This is a genomic window from Paenibacillus faecalis, from assembly GCF_900289175.1.
Classification (GTDB): domain Bacteria; phylum Bacillota; class Bacilli; order Paenibacillales; family Paenibacillaceae; genus Paenibacillus_AQ; species Paenibacillus_AQ faecalis.
In genome coordinates this window covers 4,737,585-4,755,657 of sequence record NZ_LT985747.1, presented here as the reverse complement: position 1 = coordinate 4,755,657, position 18,073 = coordinate 4,737,585, and the positions used below count along the sequence as shown (strand labels likewise).

Below are 18,073 nucleotides of genomic sequence, written 5' to 3'. Positions count from 1 at the left end.
GGTGCTTTCCCGCGCCACTCCTTTCTATTATGTGATATTTGCTTTGTTAATTTTGGAAATATAGTATCACCTATTCTAATAGATTTCTATATTTCCAATATTTCGGATTCGAGGCGGTCCTTTCAGGCGGCAGGATGCAATGTCATTCTTATGTGCATTTTGTCGACCAATGTTCTTCTTGACGATCATACCTTGTCAAACAATACAGAAAAACATCAGCCAAATGACGGATCGAGCTTCATCCAGGTCTTTTATACTATTTTTCAAATTACATATTATCTCTTATAAATCATTCGGAAGTCCTATCTGTATGAGACAAACAACTGCATGCCGTCGGGGGCGGTCAAGAGGAGTCTTACATTGAACAAAGATAAGAGGAAACATCGAAACATCAAACGCGCCAAGCTTCATAAGTAAAAATATTAGAGCACAAAAAAAGATGTCCCGATAAATAGGAGAACTGCGTGCAGTTCTTCTTCGAGACATCCCTTATTCCATACCATATGGTTAATCCGCTTTGATCTCCAGCAGCTCATATTTAATGACCCCGATCGGAGCATCAACATGAATGATACTGCCTACTTCTTTACCCATCAGTTCTTTACCGAGTGGACTTTCGTAAGAAAGCTTATTGTTTGTAACGTCCGCCTCGGCCGGGCCAACGATCCGATACTCAATTTTTTCGTTAAATTCAATATCCTTTAAAACAACAACCGAGCCTACACTTACCTTGTCTAAGTTCAGATTGTCCACGTCAACGACTCTGGCCTTGGTTAGCATCTTTTCAAGCATGATGATTCGGGTCTCCATAAACGCCTGATCTTCTTTAGCAGAATGATATTCGCTGTTCTCCCGCAGATCGCCATAACTGATAGCGACTTTCAGTCGTTCTGCTAATTCCTTGCGTTTGACCTCTTTTAGATACTTCAGTTCTTCCTCCAATTTCGCATAACCTTCGGCGGTGACAATTAATTCTTCTTCACTAGACATTTTTTACAGCTCCCATTTTTTGTTGGTTTATTCCATTATACCCTAAATAAGAAAAATATTGAGTTCAAGCTTTTTGCTGAAGCGGTTCGTTATCGAAAAACAGATATGGATTTTCCTGCAACATCGGCGAAATGATATCCGTTAATTTTACCGTATCACATACCCGGACGACCGCATCTCCCAGTTTTCCTTTATACATCGCGCCTTGTTCAACAAGAAGGTCATCTACCTTCCAAAAATATTCCGACGACGCCGGACCGATATGTCTGCGTGAAGGAACCGGGATTTCCGTGCCATCTCCCAGCACAGTGACAAGTGCTTCCGGCTTCTCTGAAAAACGATCCGGTACGTTAACCCACTCTTCAATACCATGGATGAATGTGTTTCTGCGTAAATCAACACCTAGCAGCATGATGGTTGCTTTCCGATCGAGAAGCTTGCCCCATGCCGATTCACGGTGACAAGGTGTGTCGAACCGCTCATCCCCTTGGGTAAAAGCTGCAGCATCTTTTCCTAGAGCCGCTACCGAGTGTGTGGGATGATACGAACGAATAACTCCCTCACGTTTACGAAACATCTCTGGAAGAATCCCTACGCAGGAAGGCGAGTTTTCCACCTCAAACCTTGGATTCTTCGCATTGATATACGACCACGTATGTGTTGGCAGAACCAACAAGCCTTCCTTCATATATTCTGAAAGAGCATCCAGGACCGTATCAGCCCCTCCCTCAACTTCACCGATGCTTTTCATAGAAGAATGGACAAGCAATGTTCCCTTCCGGTCGATCCCCAAGTCTTCAAGTTCTTTCAATAGACTGGATTTCGTATGCATATCAAAATCCTCCTCCATCATTATGTATGTATTCGGGGTACTCATTAGAAATAAATCGCACTCGAAAAAAACGTCATTTATCGCCCTATTCAAAGGATACGACAAATCGACGCTTCTTTCGAGTCATCATACGTTTTACTTTACTGCTTTCCTGATACTGCTCAGGAAGGCTCTTGTTTTTATCATTTCATTTGTTTGCTTCTTAACTGTCCACAAGCCGCATCAATATCGGTTCCATGCTCAAGACGAACGCTAACACTTACGCCCTGCTTTTTCAAAGTGTCATAGAAGGCAGTGATCGATTCCTGTGTGCTGCGCTGATACTGACTATGCTCATCCACCGGATTGTATGGAATCAGATTAACGTTCACTTGCTTTTTCCTATCGCCCACAAGTTCTGCTAGTTCCAAAGCATGCTCACTCTGATCATTTACATCCTTTAGCAAAATATATTCCAGCGTTACTCTGCGGTTGGACTTCTCAAGATAATAATCGATAGCGGGCATCAGCTTCTCCAGCGGATAAGCACGGTTGATCTTCATGATTCGTGTTCGAAGCTCATTATTTGACGCATGCAGGGAAATCGCCAGGTTTACTTGCAGGTCGCTATCTGCAAACTCAATGATTTTAGGAGCAATCCCGCTCGTTGATACAGTAATATGCCTTGGTCCGATCGCCAAACCTTTATGGTCTTTAATCACACGGATGAAATTCGACATATGATCAAAGTTATCAAACGGCTCGCCAATCCCCATAACAACGACATGACTGACCAGCTCGTCTTTGCCGGCCTCGTCCAGATAAAGTTGAACCTTCATAATCTGCTCTACGATTTCCCCGCTGGTCAGATCCCGGCTTTTTCTGATCAGCCCGCTCGCACAGAAGCTGCAACCGATGTTACAGCCAACCTGAGTCGTTACACATACAGACAGCCCGAACTTATGACGCATCAGCACCGTCTCGATCAGGTTGCCGTCGGTCAGCTTGAACAGAAATTTCACCGTCCCGTCCGCAGATACCTGCTTCGTATGTTCTTCCAGCGTCAATATTGAAAAATGTTCCTCAAGAAGTTGCAAGCATCCTTCGTTCAGATCTGTCATCTCCGAAAAACGGGTGACCCGCTTCCGATACAGCCAATCCCAAACTCGTGCTGCACGGGACTTTTTGTCCCCTCGTTCTTCCAGCCATAATCCCAGCTGATCTAAAGTTAATCCATAAATGGATGGTTTGTTCATTTATCTGTCCTTTCCCTTCGTGAAACAGTACAATGATCATTTTTTCTACTAAAATGGCTTTAACACCGACATTCTGTTTCTTATTGTCCCAAAATTTCAGGACGAACACAAGGGGAGTTCATGGAGCTGTCCCTTGGCAAAGTTTTGTATCCAACCACTTCCTTTTAGGAATACTCCGCACCTTTTTCGCCCAAACATAATACCATGAAGTAAAAACCGTTAGCAGCAGCCTAGAAAGGTGTGATCGTTATGACTGCAGTCATCCGAAACTACTTCGCAGCCGGTAATACAGCACGAGGCTTTATGAGCCTTCTTCATTCTTCACTGGAGGGAATAGAATCTATTTTTATTGTCGATGGCTCCCCAGGCAGTGGCAATGCAAACCTGATACGCAATATCGGAGATGAGATGTCCCGAATCGGTCATGAGCTGTGGATTCTCCACTCTGCTTCTGATAACGATTCAATTGACGGTTGGATCGCGCCTGATCTGAGTATCGGTATGATTACCGGCGCAGCCTTCCGGGGCATGGTCGCCAACGAGACCGAGTCAGCCATTCAGTTTCTGAACCTGGACGATACCTGTGTTGATTTAAAAGGCCTCAGCCGATTTCAGAGCGAAATCGATCATTTGAATCTTCAAATAAAACAGGCCCATGAAGATGCGTACGCCGGATTTGCACAAGCGCTTCATATACATGATGATTGGGAAGCACTGTATATAAAACATATGAATTTTGATGCGGCTAATGAAATGACAGAGGAGTATATAAAGCGATTATATGGTGAGCAGACACTGAATAAACAATCTCGCATCATTCATCGCTTCCTTGGTGCTGCAACTCCGAAAGGTGCTATTGACTTTGTTCCTGACCTAACCCAAGGTCTAAAAAGATATCTAATAAAAGGGAGAGCCGGCACCGGAAAATCTACCATGCTCAAAAAAATAGCAGCAGCCGGAGAGGAGCGAGGTTTTGATGTAGAGATCTATCACTGCGGTTTTGACCCAAACAGCATTGATATGGTCATTGCCAGAGAAGCCGGATTTGCGATCTTTGACAGCACCGCACCGCATGAGTATTTCCCGGATCGGCCTTCCGATGAGATCATCGATACGTATGCACGCTGCGTTCAGCCGGGAACCGACGAACGCCATGAAGAAACGCTGAACGTCTTCAAACAACAATATTCATCAAAAATGAAAGAGTCCACTGGTCATTTGGCAGCCGCCCAATCTTATTTGGATCAGCTTAAACATATCTTTACCCCTTTTGTGGATAATGATAAAGTGGAAGAGATGCAGGAAGAGCTTAAACGCGAAGTTCTCTGTATAGCGCAAACGCAAAAACATTAACATTTCCTCTAAAATAACCGAAATATAGAGAAGACAGGTGTGTGAAGGAAACCTTTTATTTAGCGCATTCAGCGCATCTTTTTTTTGTATAAAACACCAATAAAGAGGATTCCGGGAGCATATGGTGAAAATATATGAAGTACATTTTTCAAAGGGGACATGACCAAAATGAAAAAATACGGATTACCTCTGATCATCCTCTTGATGAGCATTCTTTACATTTTCTTTATTCCGTCTGACCCGATTGCGGTGAAAGCGGTGTTCAAGCTCATTCCAATGATATTGATTATCGGATATGCCTACATGAATATGCCGTATTCCAAAACACGTATGCACTATATCATATTGATTGGACTGTTCTTCTGTATGCTAGGCGATGCTTTCATCATATGGTGGTTCGTGTACGGATTGGCCGCGTTCTTGGTCGGTCATCTGTTCTATTTGACAGGTTTCTTCAGCCGTTGGAAGTTTTCTGTCCTTCGTTTTGCCTGTATCGTGCCGATTGCGCTGTATGCTTACTTTATGGGCGATAAACTTGTTCATGCACTGGAATTGAGCGGGCAAGAATCTCTGATTGTACCGGTAATCGCTTATATTACGGTCATTGCTCTAATGCTCTGGTCAGCGATCATGACCGGAAATCTGTGGGCCATCGCGGGAAGCATTCTATTTACCATCTCTGACTCGATTTTGTCCTGGAATATGTTCATTTCCAGCATTTCGTATTCCGACGTATACATCATGACAACCTATTACAGCGCACAGTTCCTAATTGCACGAAGTCTAGCAGGATTTCAACGTTCAACACGATATGCGGCAATCAAACATTTTCCGTAACTGTATTTATTTTCTTTTCGACTACAAGAGACACAGGCCCTTTAGCCTGTGTTTTTCATTTCATAATATAATATTAGGAGGAAAATATCGATGAATCCGCTGCGTATTGAAAATAACGGTGTCCACATCTATACAGAAAGCTTCGGAAGCAGGAACGATCCTGCTGTTTTGCTTATCATGGGAGCTCAAGCCTCCCTCGTTTGGTGGGAAAAAGAATTTTGCCAGCGTTTATCCGATACGGGCCGTTTCGTCATCCGCTACGATCATCGGGATGTTGGACGAACGATAGCGTATAAACCAGGGCATCCGGAATACACCTTTGAAGATATGGCCGATGATGCCATACACATTCTGGATGCCTATGGCATCGAAAAAGCACATATCGTTGGGCTATCCATGGGCGGAATGCTGACGCAAATCATTGCACTTCGACATCCGCATCGGGTGTCAGCTATTACGCTTATGATGACTTCAAATTTCGCCCCCCATCTGCCTGGACTTGAGGAAAAAGTCATTCAGTTTTTCGCTGATCATGTTGATGTAGACTGGTCCGATAAACGCGCATTTATTCAATTTACCGTTGACAAATGGCATGTGCTGGCAGGCACGAAATATCCGTTTGATCAGAAAAGAATAACCCGGTTAGCTGAGGAAGAATGGGAGCACTGGGACAATCCCGCCAGCATCAATAACCACGGGCTTGTGTCCGGCGGTGAATCTTACTTGGGCAGGACAGCAGAAATCGCTGTTCCCACGCTCGTTGTTCACGGGACGGACGATCCAATCATTCCTTACGAACATGGTGTTCATCTCGCCAATGTCATTCCGGGTGCAACTCTAATTACACTGGAGGGCGTAGGGCACGAAATTCCGCCGGAGATATGGGACACGCTTATTAATTGTTTGTAGGCATTCCTCCGATCACTTTTGCCAATTCCATAATCGAGCCTCACCGACATGAATATCTTTAACCCATGGCTCCTTATTGAGCTTTAACAGTTCTTTGGTCGGTCCGGTAATCACAACGCCGTAAATTTGAACACCACTTGATTCAATGTATTCGATCGCTTTATCAATCTTCAGGAAAGGAGCAGCCTGTCGGGTAATGGATGAATACTTCTGGAGCAGCTTTAGTGTTTTGATAAAATTATCATTACGCAATTCCCCGCTGCCGTATGTTTCTACAGCAGGGTACACCCCGCTTCGTGAAACTATTTTACCGCTCTTTCCAAATTCCTCAGTAGAGCTTGTAATCGTTAGATCATCGTGATGCCACATTGGGTTATACGGAAAGCCAATGGGATGCTCGTTCAGATCGAAGCCGGCGTCTACGGCAAACCAGACAGGCTCCATATTTTTGCCTTCAAACTTCTGCAGTATTTCATCGGTAGTATAATAGTCATCCAAAGATACATATACTTCAGCTACTGTTCCTTCCGGAAGCTTCTCCAATGTGCGCCAATCCTGCTCTATCACCGCATTGGGATCATCGGGATAATTGAAAAAATACGTCACGTTATCACTAAACCATGTCATCTGCTGAGAATTTGGTCTTCCAAACCAGAAAGACAGTGAGTAATCACCGATATTGTAGCTTTCATCACCTACTTGCTTTTTCATGTCCCCATACAGTTCATAAGTAAAGAATCCGCCCATACTGCTGTTTAAATGAACACTCACATTTGGATAAGTCACTTTAATGGCAGAGGAAGCCACGTCCGAGTATATGTCCATTCGGTTCGGCTCCCCTTCGCCAAAATAAAACGAATTAAATATATTGCTCGCCCACGAAACCAGAATCAATATGACCAAAACACTTAAAACTGTGTTCAGCCGTGCTTTCCATTTGCCGCGCCGTATAATTTTCGCTTCACGCCGCACATCTTCTTTTCTCGAAAATGCCCCGCTACCTTCCTGCCCAAGCAATTCATCCAAATGCGCCTGATACATTTCCAGCTTCTCAAGCTCTTTCTCTATTTCTAGCCGCTCATCTTCAGACAGTTTACCCGCCTCATAATCCTTCAGCTTTTGGCGAAATTCATCACTCATTCTGAATCAACCTCCCTTTTCTGCTGACGAAGATTTTGTCTTGCCCGAAACAGCAGTATTTTAAAATGAGACAGACCCACCTTCATCAATTCAGAAGCTTCCTGATACGAAAACTGATGAAATTCATACAGCACAAGAGCCTGCTTCTGCTTCTCCGGCAATTGTTCGATCGCAAGTACGAGCTCATTCCACCGCTCTTGATCCATCACCTGGTTTTCCAGCGTGCCAGGCTGAGTTAATGAATTGAAAAATCCGATATCCTGAACGGTGGTGCGCTTGTTTTTCCGAATTGCATCGATAAAGGCATGGTAAGCTACCCGAAGCAGCCATGGTTTGACCTGCTCGTCTTTACAATTTTCCAAGTGTAGATATGCACGGTAGAAGGTCTCCTGCAACAAATCCTCCGTTAAATGATGATCACGACAGAGAGAGTACAAATAACGATATACGTCTTTCATATATTTTTGATAGATCCGGTCCAGATCCTCCCGCTTCATTGCCTCCCTCCTCACCCAATACACGTTCAGCACCTGCCAAAAGTTACACTAAAAAACCGTCTATTCGAAAACCTCCATGAATTTATACATCAAAAAAAGACACGGTCAGCCTAAGACCATGTCTTCTTTTCATTAGTGCCTGTTCCTGCTTGCCTAAACGTCTTTTTTGCAAAAATCTAGCGCATCAGCTCTTTGACCAGCTCACGATTGCGCCGATATGATCGGACGCAATTTAGTTGAGCCTGACGGCATCCCAGCTGGAATTATGGTCGCGCTAATCGGCGGGCCTTACTTCATGTACTTGCTGCTGAAAAGAGCGTGAACGGCCTATTGTTTGCTGGTACAAGTATTCGAGCAGGGTAAGAACATAGCCTTACTAAGAGTTTAAATGACAGCCACTTGATATCATCCATTGCTTACACTCTACTTAAGTAAGGTCACATAAAACACCTCACTATCGATTTTTAGCGCATGGTTCCGATTGGTAGTGAGGTTAAAATTCTGAGGGATTCATATTTTAATGGCACATTCGTACTCATCTGCACTTTTTTGAATAGAATCAATTGCATAGATAAGAATTTCTTCCTGACGATGGTCCATAAGCTGATAAAGCCATTTTTTTGAATGCTGTAAGTGCCTCCACTGCGTGTCAATCTGTTTTCCTTCTGCATACTGAATGATCGCTTCCGCCAGATAGCAAAAAGATCTGCCATAGGTATAATTAATATTTTTAATCCGCGTTAGAGTGTCTTCATCAATGTCTGATTTAGACGCCCATCGTAATAAGCCACAATAAAAATAAATCAGATTTTCCATAATCGGACCATCCTCTTTTGTAAGCTTACTACTCAGTTGATCAATTATTTGCAAGGCTCGCTCATAGTTAAGATTTTGTGCGTGGTAATGTATAAGCATCAGGCCCAGGTTATAGCATTTGGAAAGCTGGGGCGTTTCATTAAGTTGCTGCTCGAAATCATCATTGACAGCTTGAGCAGTTAATTTAAAATTCGGATTCAGATACTGGTTGTACATACGATAAAACGACATATTTCGTCCACGAATCAGTTCCCATATTTTTGCTCCATCTGTATATCCACCAAAGGGAATCGCTGTGGCCAAAAATATTGCTATATTCAAAATAATGAAATAACTAGTTATATCCCATAACCAATCGTTTTCAATCGGCATGAATCTGACCAGGAAGGACAGCCCAATGGCAAACAAATTAGCAAGTGGACCACCCAGATAAAGAGGAATCATTTTCTTTTGCAGCACTTCATTAGACAAATTGTTCGAAGGGATGTAGCTGCTTTCCATGCCAAACATCATACTTGGATCGGAGTTTAGAGCAACTCTGAATTTGCCCTGCTTGCCTGGTAAGAGCAAAATCGGGCCAGCTGACATGAAATGAAGCTTTGATCCTACTACATAACCGCCAAAAACATGACCTAGCTCGTGAATTGTTATACAAGCGAAACCTAATACATAACAAGTAACGACAACAAATAAGGCGTCTTCCTTCGTCCACCAAAAAAACAAAAGTAAAATAAGCGGATAAATGATAGTTATCGTAAGAGGATGTAAGAAAAACTGCTTAAGCTTTAACATATTTGTTTACAAGCTCCTCGTAAAATTTGCAATCAAAAAAACCGTGATCCTTTCAAAGTAACGATACTCAAAAAGGTCGCCACTTCATTTTATCACCAATAATTCCATAAAACACAAAACAACTATAAAGAGTAAACAAGTTGATTATCTTGAACTCAGCAGATAAAGCGGTACAAAACTATAACATTCAGGTATAATAGGCCTATATTCTGATTGGATGACTAGATTCGGACTCAATCGTTAAAGCAGCTTGAAAGGGATGATAGCTTGAGTAAGCAAAAAGTTTATTACGGTAAACATATTGAGGTTATGTTTGATTCAGATGTTTGTACGCATTCGGGCATTTGTGTCAAAGGGCTCCCTTCTGTATTTGATTTAAAGAAGCGGCCTTGGATAAATGCTGATGCGGAAAGCGCGGAGGCCATTGCCCGTCATATCGACAAATGTCCAAGCGGTGCACTTACATATAATCGCCTTGACAAGGATAATGAATAGGCAGAAAAGAGGCAGTGAACATGCATATCGTTGAACATGATGCGACCAATAAACGATTTCAAATTATGGATAACGGCAAACTGGCGGCCGAAATGACTTATGTGACTTCCAGTCCTCAGCTTTATATCATTGATCATACCTTTGTAGATGATGCTTATCGCGGACAAGGATTAGGGGACAAGCTATTTTCAGCGATGATCCATCATGCGCGGGAGAACAGCATTAAGCTGATGCCGCTGTGCCCGTTTGCTAAAGGACGTTTTGAACGGCATCCAGAGCACGCAGATTTACTTTTATAATTCATACGAAACAAAAACACTATCCTTTTCCCTTCACAGAAAAAAGAGTAGTGTTTTTTTATATTTAGACACAGCATAATTGTCGTTTCTCCTCTTTTAAAACTAAACATTCTTCCCTCTCCCCCTACTATTTGATATACCATATCATTCAACACCAATGATACATGATATGTACATTCATGTTTTCGCAAGCACCTTACAAATATCCTTGAAATCTTCTGCACATAAATATAGTATGAAACTAATAGATTTTCCGAAAAAAAATGGAGAAATCGACTGTTAGTGAACGCTTAATGGACGAAAAATCATGATAAGGCCCTATAATATTGTTTTTTTGATAACAACACAATTATTATTTTGACATCTTCCACAATAAATGATATATCAAATTTAGGTAAGGGGATCGCATATGGGAAACATTCCACTATATCAACATATCGTGATGGATTTAAAAGCAAAGATTGAATCAGGAGAATTGAAAAGCGGTGACCAGCTTCCAACGGAAGCTGAAATCTCCAAGCAATATAACGTAAGCCGAATTACATCCAAAAGAGCGCTCACCGAGCTGGAGAATGCCAATCTCATCTATCGTATACAAGGCAAAGGCAGCTTCGTCAATTCTTTACCCTTGCTCAAACGCTCTACAGATCAAGCTAACAAAGAGATTCTGCTGATTTTGCCGTTCAGCCATAATCCAGGTCTGGGCGACTATGAAAAGGGGGTTAACGAGTATCTAGAAGATACGGAATATATTCTGAATATTCAATCCAATCGAATAACCGGACAAAGAAAACTGTTGCAGGCTGCGCTGCAAAGCTCGAATTCGGGCATCATTTTCTATCCGATCAACAGCATTACGGACCTTGATATTTTGTACCAATATCATTTATCCCAATACCCGTTTGTAACGATGGATAAATGCATTGAAGGCATTCCGTTTTTGTCCGTTATGTCGGATAACTTTGATGGTGCTTACCAGGCAACCAAACATCTGATCGATAACAATCACAAAAAAATAGCCTTTGTATCATCGCTTAAGATTGAAACTTCTTCTCCCATACGCGAGCGATACTTAGGCCATTTGAAAGCGCTGCATGATTATAATCTGATCGACCAACAAGTAAATGATTTGACCGAGCAATATTTAAAACATGATGATGACGATAACCAAAAAGAGTATTATATCCGTTTCATCCAGGCGATTCAGGAACAAGGAGTTACAGGAATCGTCACCGAGAATGACATTATCGCCATAGAAATCATTCAAATCGCCAAGGAGATGGGACTGAGCGTGCCGGATGACTTCTCCATTATAGGATTTGATAATATTGATCTCGCCAGCTTTATAGAGCCTAAACTGACGACGATTTCACAAGACTTTGTCCAAATGGGGTATCTGGCTGCCAAAAGCCTGGTACAGCTTATTGAGAACCCTCATGAATCATCGGCGAAGAACCTCGTCGTTCCAGTCAAGCTCATTGAACGCCAGACGGTGAAGAAACTATAACACCTATTGCCAACATAAAATAAACACAATTAAAGGAGACTCTAAAAACATGCTGCACTATATCGATACCAGACAAGGCTCCAACAACAAGCATTCATACTCTAACGGCAACACGCTTCCCTACACAGCGGTACCTTTCGGTATGAACCATTTTGCCGTTCAAACCCACCATGAAGGAAGCTGGTTTTTCAATCCAAATGACCGCGTTTTCCAAGGCATACGATTGACACACCAGCCGAGTCCCTGGATGGGGGATTTTGCTCATTTTCTAATGACACCTATTGCCGATCACAGGATCAGAGGCTCCGTATTCACTTGCCAAAGTTCTTATCGTCCGGAAGAAGCCATCTTTAAACCGCATTATGTTCGCATCAAGCAGCAGCGATACAACATAACAACCGAGCTGGTTCCATCCTGCTATGGCGCAGCGCTTCGAATCAAATACAACTCTGCCCAGCAAGCGGGATTTGTGCTGAACGCCAATGGAAAAAGCTCATTGCAGTGGGATGCGGCCAATCGAAAGGTTACCGGCTTTATTAGCAATTTCTCCGGATGCCAGGACGAGAACTTCGGCATTTACATCGTGATGACGTTTAACAAAGATATCGATCTATCGACTTCCGGCTATTATAATGCCGAGGGACAGCTGGTAAACGTGACCGAGCTGGAAGGAACGGATCAACATGCGGTCATCCGCTTTAAAGACTGTGAGAAGGACACACTGGAAGTTAAGCTTTCAACCTCTTTCATTAGCATTGAACAGGCCGAGCTCAACCACGAGCGAGAGATTACAACTTCCTTTGATGAGATGAAGGAAGCAGCGGATGACGCATGGAATCACTATTTGAACAAAATCAAAGTGAGTCATCACAATGAGGAATACTTAAAAACCTTCTACACTTGCTTATACCGTATGTTCTTGTTCCCGCAAAAGTTCTATGAGCTGGATGAGCATATGGAACCGATCCACTACGATACGACAGCCAAAGCCGTCAAAAAAGGCATTCTGTACACGAATAACGGGTTTTGGGATACGTATAAGACGGTTTATCCGCTCTATTCCATTATTGCCCCTGAGGAATACCGAGAAATGCTGGAGGGCTTCCTGAACTCATACCGCGAATCTGGCTTCCTGCCAAAATGGTTGTCTCCAGATGAGCGCGGATTGATGCCGGGCACACTGATCGACGCTGTTATTGCCGACGCTGCTATTAAAGGCATTGCCGATGACATACTGCCAGAGCTTCTTGAAGCGATGCTGAAATCTGCCACAACGCAGAGCGAGATGAGCATTTATGGCCGCCAGGGTACACTGGACTATCTGAAATACGGTTATGTTCCGAACCATCATCACGAAAGCGTCAACCATACGCTGGATTATGCGTACAGTGATTACTGCATCAGCCGGGTGGCCGACGTACTTGGAGATGCTGAACTCGCGGAAAAGTACAGACAAAGCTCGCTGAACTATCGTAATATTTTTGATCAGGAAACCGGGTTTATGCGGGCCAAGGACCAGCACGGACAGTTCCGCCCGGACTTCAAAGATACAAGCTGGGGACTTGATTATGCTGAGGGCAGTGCATGGCAGAACAGCTTTGCGGTCTATCATGATTTTGAAGGATTGATTCAGGCCTATGGTTCCAAGGAGCGCTTCTTTGACAAAATCACCGAGCTGTGCAACAAAGCTCCCGATTTTGATGTAAAGGGCTATGGGTTTGAAATCCATGAAATGAGTGAAATGGCTGCGGTCGATTTCGGACAGCTGGCGATCTCCAACCAGCCAAGCTTCCATATCCCGTACTTGTTCAGCTATGTCGGTCAGCCAGCTTCGTCACAGGTTGTGATTAAACAGCTTCTGACCAACCTGTTCAACAGCGGCTTTGATGGATTCCCGGGAGATGAGGATAACGGCAGTATGGCCGGATGGTATGTATTCAGCTCGATGGGCTTCTATCCGGTATGCCCAGGAAGCGGTGAGTATGTGCTTGGCATCCCGCTTTTCGACAGCGTGACGATCGAGCTGCCTAACGGCAAGCAGATGCAGATCCATACCGACAACAATAACCCTCAGTCTAACTTCGTCACAAGCGTCAAGCTGAACGACGAGGAATACACAAAGCTATTTATCAAGCATGACGATATTATGGCTGGCAAAACGCTGGATTTCCAACTGGGGCTTGCTCCAAGCTATCGTCAATATGAACAGGACGAGATTCCGTTCTCGATTACTAAAAAATAATATAGAGATGAAAAAGGGACTTCCGATACCAATCAGAGCTTTTCTGATCTTGTCGGATGTCCCTTTCTTTTCGAATACAATTGTTTTATCCTGATGCATTAAAGCGCCAAGGTTATTCATCTTCACCATGCAATATGTATCCTTTTCCTCGAATGCTTTCAATCGTAAAAAGCTGGCGAGTCTTCTTCCTTACCCGGTAGATTAAGGCATTCAGCTCCTCTGAACTCACATCCGGTATATCCCCCACGCTGTAACTTCGTTCAGGCCATACCTCCAGCTTCAGCTGTTCTTTCGACACGAACTGCCCTTTATGCTTGATTAACAGTTCAATGCATCTGTACTCTTTTTCCGAAAAAGCGTAAACGTCTTCCCCAAAAACAAATTCCTGCTTGAACGGGTCAAGTCTGACCTTTGCTGGCGCCTCTACGAGCTCCTTATGCTTCATCAATGGTGTAATTTCCATCGTTTCATCCATGCTAAGGATCGAGAACGACAATAGAATCAAATCGCCCGCGAGCGCAATCGAATCGGCATGTTGAAGCGGAGCTTCCCCGCCCGGAACGAGCCGCTCCTGATTCAAAAATGTCCCATGCTTGCTGTTTAAATCTCTGATGAAATAACGCCCGTTTTTATACAATAAAGCTGCATGTTTTCGAGATACAAACACATTATCAAAGGAAATATCGGGGTCCCACTGCTTTCCCTTTCTGCCCAAGATCATCATCTTACTTGTTAGCGGAATCATATCTCCCCTTTTATAGGGATTTCCCCGTTCCACCAACAAAAAGGAGGACTTATCCATCACTTTCCCTCCCCTTTTCTTTATCATTTTACCGCTTTTATCAGATCGTTATCATGTAATTGTTATGGTTCAGCTATTGAGTAAGCTCCATAAATAGATAAGATCAAATAAGAGAGTGTTTACTACTGTTCATTTTAATCAGTTTGCGGAGGATCGGATAGTGAAAAACAAAAAAAGATGGAAGAAACTATTACCATTTTTCTTTATATTGATCATATTTTTATTTTTAAACAATACAACTCTTCTGACAAAAGAGCGTACAGCCGAGCCTTTGCTGCTCGCCCATCGCGGTCTTGGCCAAACATTTCCGATGGAGGGCATCGAGTCGGACACCTGCACAGCCAAGCGGATTTACGATCCAGAGCATAAGTATTTGGAAAACACCATTTCGTCGATGGAAGCCGCGTTTCATGCAGGGGCTGATATTGTCGAGTTCGATATCAAGCCGACAAAGGACGGACAATTTGCCGTATTTCATGACTGGACCCTGGATTGCCGGACGAATGCACAAGGCATGGTCATGGATTATACCATGGAAGAGCTGAAAAACATAGATGTCGGTTATGGATACACAGCCGATCAAGGGGAAACGTATCCTTTTCGGGGAAAGGGAGTAGGTCTCATGCCTTCCTTGGGGGAAGTATTATCCACATTTCCGGAACAATCTTTCCTGATCCATATCAAAAGTAAAGATGCCAAAGAAGGTGAACAGCTGGCGAATTATCTGCAAAGCTTGCCTGAAGAGCAATTAAACAAACTGACCGTTTACGGTGACGACGCTCCAATCGGTGCCCTGAAAGCCCGACTCCCATCTTTACGGGTCATGTCTATGGGTACACTTAAAAGCTGCCTCATTTCTTACATGGGTGCTAGCTGGACAGGGTATATCCCTTCGGTCTGCCGCAACACGCAGCTCCACATCCCCGAGAAATTCGCTCCCCTCCTGTGGGGATGGCCGGATAAATTTCTGAATCGGATGGATAGCGTAAATACGAGGGTCATCCTGGTGGCCGGCAACGGCGGATGGTCGGAAGGATTTGATTCAGCACAGGACTTGGAAAGACTTCCTCACGATTATAGCGGCGGACTCTGGACAAATCGTATTGATAGGGTCGCTCCGATCCTGAAACCAAACGCCCCCAATCCATAGATAACTTTGTAAAAGAGTGCAAAATAAATGGTATAAAACTCAGCGTTGTGGCTGAGTTAATTGGAGCGCTGAATTCACAGTGAAGTGAAGGAGCGCTCTTTTTTCTATCATTATGCGAAATTAGATTACAAACGGACTAGATTTTATCACTACTTCTGGGTAATTATCACCATAAAAAGAGTTGTGCTCTAATCGTGTTCGGTAATTTATGTAATAACTATGAAGTTTTTCTCATGACTTTCTGATACGATATGAAATATAATAAAGAAACTTTAGTACTTTAAAACATTCGACTGGGGGTTATTTTATGAGTTTACAACAAGGGAATCCGTCCGCTCCCGGTAATAATGATCGTTTTTCATCAGCGGGCTTTATTCTGGCTGCGATCGGAAGCTCCGTGGGTCTGGGCAATATGTGGAAGTTCCCGTATATTACCGGAGAGCACGGGGGAGCAGCTTTCTTCCTTCTCTTTATCATCTGCCTGATCATCATCGGCCTGCCTGTGCTTCTGGCTGAGCTCGCTATTGGTCGTGCCGGACGAGGGAGCGCCGCTACTGCTTATGTGAAAGCGGGAGGGCCGAAAGCTTTTGCACCGTTCGGATTGCTGCAGGTCATCGCACCTTTTATCATATTGTCTTTTTACGTCATTATTGCAGGCTGGACGCTTCATTATGCCGTTTTATCTTTTAGCGGCAAGTTATTTTCGGATTCCAATTTTTCAGCACAATTCTCTGCCTTTACCGGTGGGTATATGCCGTTGATATGGCAGCTGATTGCTCTTGCATTAACAGGCTTTGTTGTGGCACGCGGGATATCCGGCGGAATCGAGAAATTCAACAAAATAATTATTCCGGGTCTTATCGTACTGTTGATCGTACTCATGATTCGAGCTGTAACACTGCCGGGAGCCGAAGCCGGTATATCTTTCTTTCTGAATCCAGACTTCTCCAAGCTGTCTGCCGAAGCCGCATTGGTTGCTCTCGGACATGCCTTCTTCTCCCTCTCTTTGGGGATGGGCATACTGCTTACATACGGTGCTTATGTAGATAAACGCCAGTCGCTCGGTTCTGCAACGCTTGCCATTGGGGCCGGTGATCTTATTTATGCATTCATTGCAGGTCTTATTATTTTCCCAACTACCGCGTCCTTCGGTATTGCACCGGATACTGGGCCATCACTTGTTTTTATCGCCCTTCCGGCGGCCTTTTCAGCCATGCCGCTTGGTGCATTCTTCGGCGGTCTTTTCTTTGTCCTGTTAGCATTTGCTGCATTAACTTCAACGGTATCACTGCTTGAAGTACCCGTTTCTTACGTCATGGAACGCTTTGGTTGGGGCCGCACAAAATCAGTGGTCGTGGTTACTATATCCCTTCTGCTCGTCGGTCTTCCATCCATTTTATCCTTCGGTATGGTGCCATGGCTTGATAATATCGCAGGTAAATCGTTCTTTGACTGGTTGGATTTCATCACGTCCAACATTCTGCTTCCGATCGGCGGGCTTGTAACTACGATCTTTGCAGGGTATTACTGGAAGGGGGCAGCCGAAGCCGCAGGGCTAAAATCCGGCTGGTTCAAGGTATGGATCTTCACTATGCGGTATATTGCTCCGGTTCTCATGCTCCTTGTGCTGCTGCACACATCAGGGATTATCAAGTTTGAATAGATAAGAAGCTGGTTAAATCAACGCTAAAAAAAGCAATAGATGCAGGTTATACACACTGCGTCTATTGCTTTTTGTTAATTGTCGTCTGACGGGAATGCCCTCTTGGTCAAATTCGGAAAAACCTCGGGTACAGGCGGTTTTGACGGAAATAAGCCAATTGCATAGCGAATCATTTCATGCCCCTGATAGCGAGAAAGGCATTAGTATCCCGGTTGTGAACGCACTTTCTGAAAAGCTTACTGTTGAAATTCGGCGCGAAGGCAAGATATTCCGTCAGGAATACAAACATGGAATCCCACAAACACCTGTAATGACGGTAGGTATAACGAATGAAACAGGTACAAGTGTTACCTTCTTGCCTGATACCGAAATATTTGGCTCCGCTTTCGACCCTGCCAAAATATCCGAATTAACAAATGAGATTTCGATCAATTATCCTCGCTTATCCGTACAATTTAACGGGTAAGACATGAAATGGGAGCGCCCTAAAGGTCATTGACCAAGGCACTCCCAT

17 protein-coding genes and 1 pseudogene are annotated in these 18,073 nt (G+C 43.7%); 11 read left to right on the top strand and 7 right to left on the bottom strand.

Annotated elements, in window-relative coordinates:
- Window positions 1-507: 507 nt before the first annotated feature.
- The 3 genes from greA to rlmN form a co-directional block, all read right to left on the bottom strand.
- Window positions 508-990, bottom strand: coding sequence for a transcription elongation factor GreA (gene greA / locus C8268_RS22260; RefSeq protein ID WP_106769712.1), 483 nt, complete (start codon window positions 988-990; stop codon window positions 508-510).
- Window positions 991-1,054: 64 nt separating this feature from the next.
- Window positions 1,055-1,822, bottom strand: a complete 768-nt coding sequence (locus C8268_RS22255; RefSeq protein WP_106769711.1) for an AAC(3) family N-acetyltransferase — start codon at window positions 1,820-1,822, stop codon at window positions 1,055-1,057.
- 182 nt (window positions 1,823-2,004) lie between these two features.
- Window positions 2,005-3,057 (bottom strand): dual-specificity RNA methyltransferase RlmN, encoded by a 1,053-nt coding sequence (gene rlmN, locus C8268_RS22250; protein ID WP_106769710.1) that lies wholly within the window; start codon window positions 3,055-3,057, stop codon window positions 2,005-2,007.
- 249 nt (window positions 3,058-3,306) lie between these two features.
- Here rlmN and C8268_RS22245 point away from each other — a divergent pair, with 249 nt between their 5' ends.
- The 3 genes from C8268_RS22245 to C8268_RS22235 all read left to right on the top strand — a co-directional run bounded on the left by C8268_RS22245 (window position 3,307) and on the right by C8268_RS22235 (window position 6,156).
- Entirely contained in the window at window positions 3,307-4,410 is a 1,104-nt protein-coding gene (locus tag C8268_RS22245) for a PRK06851 family protein (protein ID WP_106769709.1), read from the top strand.
- A gap of 168 nt (window positions 4,411-4,578) precedes the next feature.
- Window positions 4,579-5,247 (top strand): lysoplasmalogenase, encoded by a 669-nt coding sequence (locus C8268_RS22240; protein WP_106769708.1) that lies wholly within the window; start codon window positions 4,579-4,581, stop codon window positions 5,245-5,247.
- Between the two features lie 90 nt (window positions 5,248-5,337).
- Window positions 5,338-6,156, top strand: a complete 819-nt coding sequence (locus C8268_RS22235; RefSeq protein WP_106769707.1) for an alpha/beta fold hydrolase — start codon at window positions 5,338-5,340, stop codon at window positions 6,154-6,156.
- Window positions 6,157-6,168: 12 nt separating this feature from the next.
- On the opposite strand, the gene C8268_RS22230 is transcribed toward C8268_RS22235, so the two are convergent.
- Window positions 6,169-7,296: an anti-sigma factor gene (locus tag C8268_RS22230; RefSeq protein ID WP_106769706.1), complete on the bottom strand. Its 1,128-nt coding sequence runs from the start codon at window positions 7,294-7,296 to the stop codon at window positions 6,169-6,171.
- Window positions 7,293-7,793 (bottom strand): sigma-70 family RNA polymerase sigma factor, encoded by a 501-nt coding sequence (locus tag C8268_RS22225; RefSeq protein ID WP_106769705.1) that lies wholly within the window; start codon window positions 7,791-7,793, stop codon window positions 7,293-7,295. Before C8268_RS22225 ends, C8268_RS22230 begins: the two co-directional genes overlap by 4 nt.
- A 211-nt stretch (window positions 7,794-8,004) precedes the next feature.
- Here C8268_RS22225 and C8268_RS22220 point away from each other — a divergent pair.
- Window positions 8,005-8,115: pseudogene (locus C8268_RS22220) on the top strand (iron chelate uptake ABC transporter family permease subunit); the annotation flags it as partial.
- A 188-nt stretch (window positions 8,116-8,303) separates the two neighbouring features.
- Here C8268_RS22220 and C8268_RS22215 read toward each other — a convergent pair.
- The gene (locus tag C8268_RS22215; RefSeq protein WP_106769704.1) at window positions 8,304-9,401 is read right to left on the bottom strand and encodes a M50 family metallopeptidase; all 1,098 of its coding nucleotides are present in this window, start codon (window positions 9,399-9,401) and stop codon (window positions 8,304-8,306) included.
- Window positions 9,402-9,668: 267 nt separating this feature from the next.
- Between C8268_RS22215 and C8268_RS22210 the strand changes: the two genes are divergently transcribed.
- From C8268_RS22210 to C8268_RS22195, 4 genes are all read left to right on the top strand, one after another.
- Entirely contained in the window at window positions 9,669-9,896 is a 228-nt protein-coding gene (locus C8268_RS22210) for a (4Fe-4S)-binding protein (RefSeq protein WP_106769703.1), read from the top strand.
- Window positions 9,897-9,916: 20 nt separating this feature from the next.
- Complete coding sequence (locus C8268_RS22205; RefSeq protein WP_106769702.1) at window positions 9,917-10,195, top strand: GNAT family N-acetyltransferase; 279 nt, start codon at window positions 9,917-9,919, stop codon at window positions 10,193-10,195.
- Between the two features lie 409 nt (window positions 10,196-10,604).
- Window positions 10,605-11,702, top strand: coding sequence for a GntR family transcriptional regulator (locus C8268_RS22200; protein ID WP_106769701.1), 1,098 nt, complete (start codon window positions 10,605-10,607; stop codon window positions 11,700-11,702).
- 49 nt (window positions 11,703-11,751) lie between these two features.
- A complete protein-coding gene (locus C8268_RS22195) occupies window positions 11,752-13,944 on the top strand; it encodes a GH92 family glycosyl hydrolase (RefSeq protein WP_106769700.1) in 2,193 nt (730 codons plus the stop codon).
- 112 nt (window positions 13,945-14,056) lie between these two features.
- Here the strand turns inward: C8268_RS22195 and C8268_RS22190 are convergent, their stop codons facing one another.
- Window positions 14,057-14,746: an FHA domain-containing protein gene (locus C8268_RS22190; protein ID WP_106769699.1), complete on the bottom strand. Its 690-nt coding sequence runs from the start codon at window positions 14,744-14,746 to the stop codon at window positions 14,057-14,059.
- Window positions 14,747-14,906: 160 nt separating this feature from the next.
- Here C8268_RS22190 and C8268_RS22185 point away from each other — a divergent pair, with 160 nt between their 5' ends.
- From C8268_RS22185 to C8268_RS22175, 3 genes are all read left to right on the top strand, one after another.
- A complete protein-coding gene (locus C8268_RS22185) occupies window positions 14,907-15,896 on the top strand; it encodes a glycerophosphodiester phosphodiesterase family protein (protein WP_106769698.1) in 990 nt (329 codons plus the stop codon).
- A gap of 307 nt (window positions 15,897-16,203) precedes the next feature.
- The gene (locus C8268_RS22180; protein WP_106769697.1) at window positions 16,204-17,559 is read left to right on the top strand and encodes a sodium-dependent transporter; all 1,356 of its coding nucleotides are present in this window, start codon (window positions 16,204-16,206) and stop codon (window positions 17,557-17,559) included.
- 139 nt (window positions 17,560-17,698) lie between these two features.
- A complete protein-coding gene (locus C8268_RS22175; protein ID WP_199794892.1) occupies window positions 17,699-18,025 on the top strand; it encodes a hypothetical protein in 327 nt (108 codons plus the stop codon).
- The last annotated feature ends 48 nt before the right edge of the window (window positions 18,026-18,073 follow it).

Excerpts from the sequence above, each read along its gene's own strand:
- greA (WP_106769712.1), bottom strand. The coding sequence starts at position 990 with ATGTCTAGTGAAGAAGAATTAATTGTCACCGCCGAAGGTTATGCGAAA.
- C8268_RS22255 (WP_106769711.1), bottom strand. The coding sequence starts at position 1,822 with ATGCATACGAAATCCAGTCTATTGAAAGAACTTGAAGACTTGGGGATC.
- rlmN (WP_106769710.1), bottom strand. The coding sequence starts at position 3,057 with ATGAACAAACCATCCATTTATGGATTAACTTTAGATCAGCTGGGATTA.
- C8268_RS22245 (WP_106769709.1), top strand. The coding sequence starts at position 3,307 with ATGACTGCAGTCATCCGAAACTACTTCGCAGCCGGTAATACAGCACGA.
- C8268_RS22240 (WP_106769708.1), top strand. The coding sequence starts at position 4,579 with ATGAAAAAATACGGATTACCTCTGATCATCCTCTTGATGAGCATTCTT.
- C8268_RS22235 (WP_106769707.1), top strand. The coding sequence starts at position 5,338 with ATGAATCCGCTGCGTATTGAAAATAACGGTGTCCACATCTATACAGAA.
- C8268_RS22230 (WP_106769706.1), bottom strand. The coding sequence starts at position 7,296 with ATGAGTGATGAATTTCGCCAAAAGCTGAAGGATTATGAGGCGGGTAAA.
- C8268_RS22225 (WP_106769705.1), bottom strand. The coding sequence starts at position 7,793 with ATGAAGCGGGAGGATCTGGACCGGATCTATCAAAAATATATGAAAGAC.
- C8268_RS22215 (WP_106769704.1), bottom strand. The coding sequence starts at position 9,401 with ATGTTAAAGCTTAAGCAGTTTTTCTTACATCCTCTTACGATAACTATC.
- C8268_RS22205 (WP_106769702.1), top strand. The coding sequence starts at position 9,917 with ATGCATATCGTTGAACATGATGCGACCAATAAACGATTTCAAATTATG.
- C8268_RS22200 (WP_106769701.1), top strand. The coding sequence starts at position 10,605 with ATGGGAAACATTCCACTATATCAACATATCGTGATGGATTTAAAAGCA.
- C8268_RS22195 (WP_106769700.1), top strand. The coding sequence starts at position 11,752 with ATGCTGCACTATATCGATACCAGACAAGGCTCCAACAACAAGCATTCA.
- C8268_RS22190 (WP_106769699.1), bottom strand. The coding sequence starts at position 14,746 with ATGGATAAGTCCTCCTTTTTGTTGGTGGAACGGGGAAATCCCTATAAA.
- C8268_RS22180 (WP_106769697.1), top strand. The coding sequence starts at position 16,204 with ATGAGTTTACAACAAGGGAATCCGTCCGCTCCCGGTAATAATGATCGT.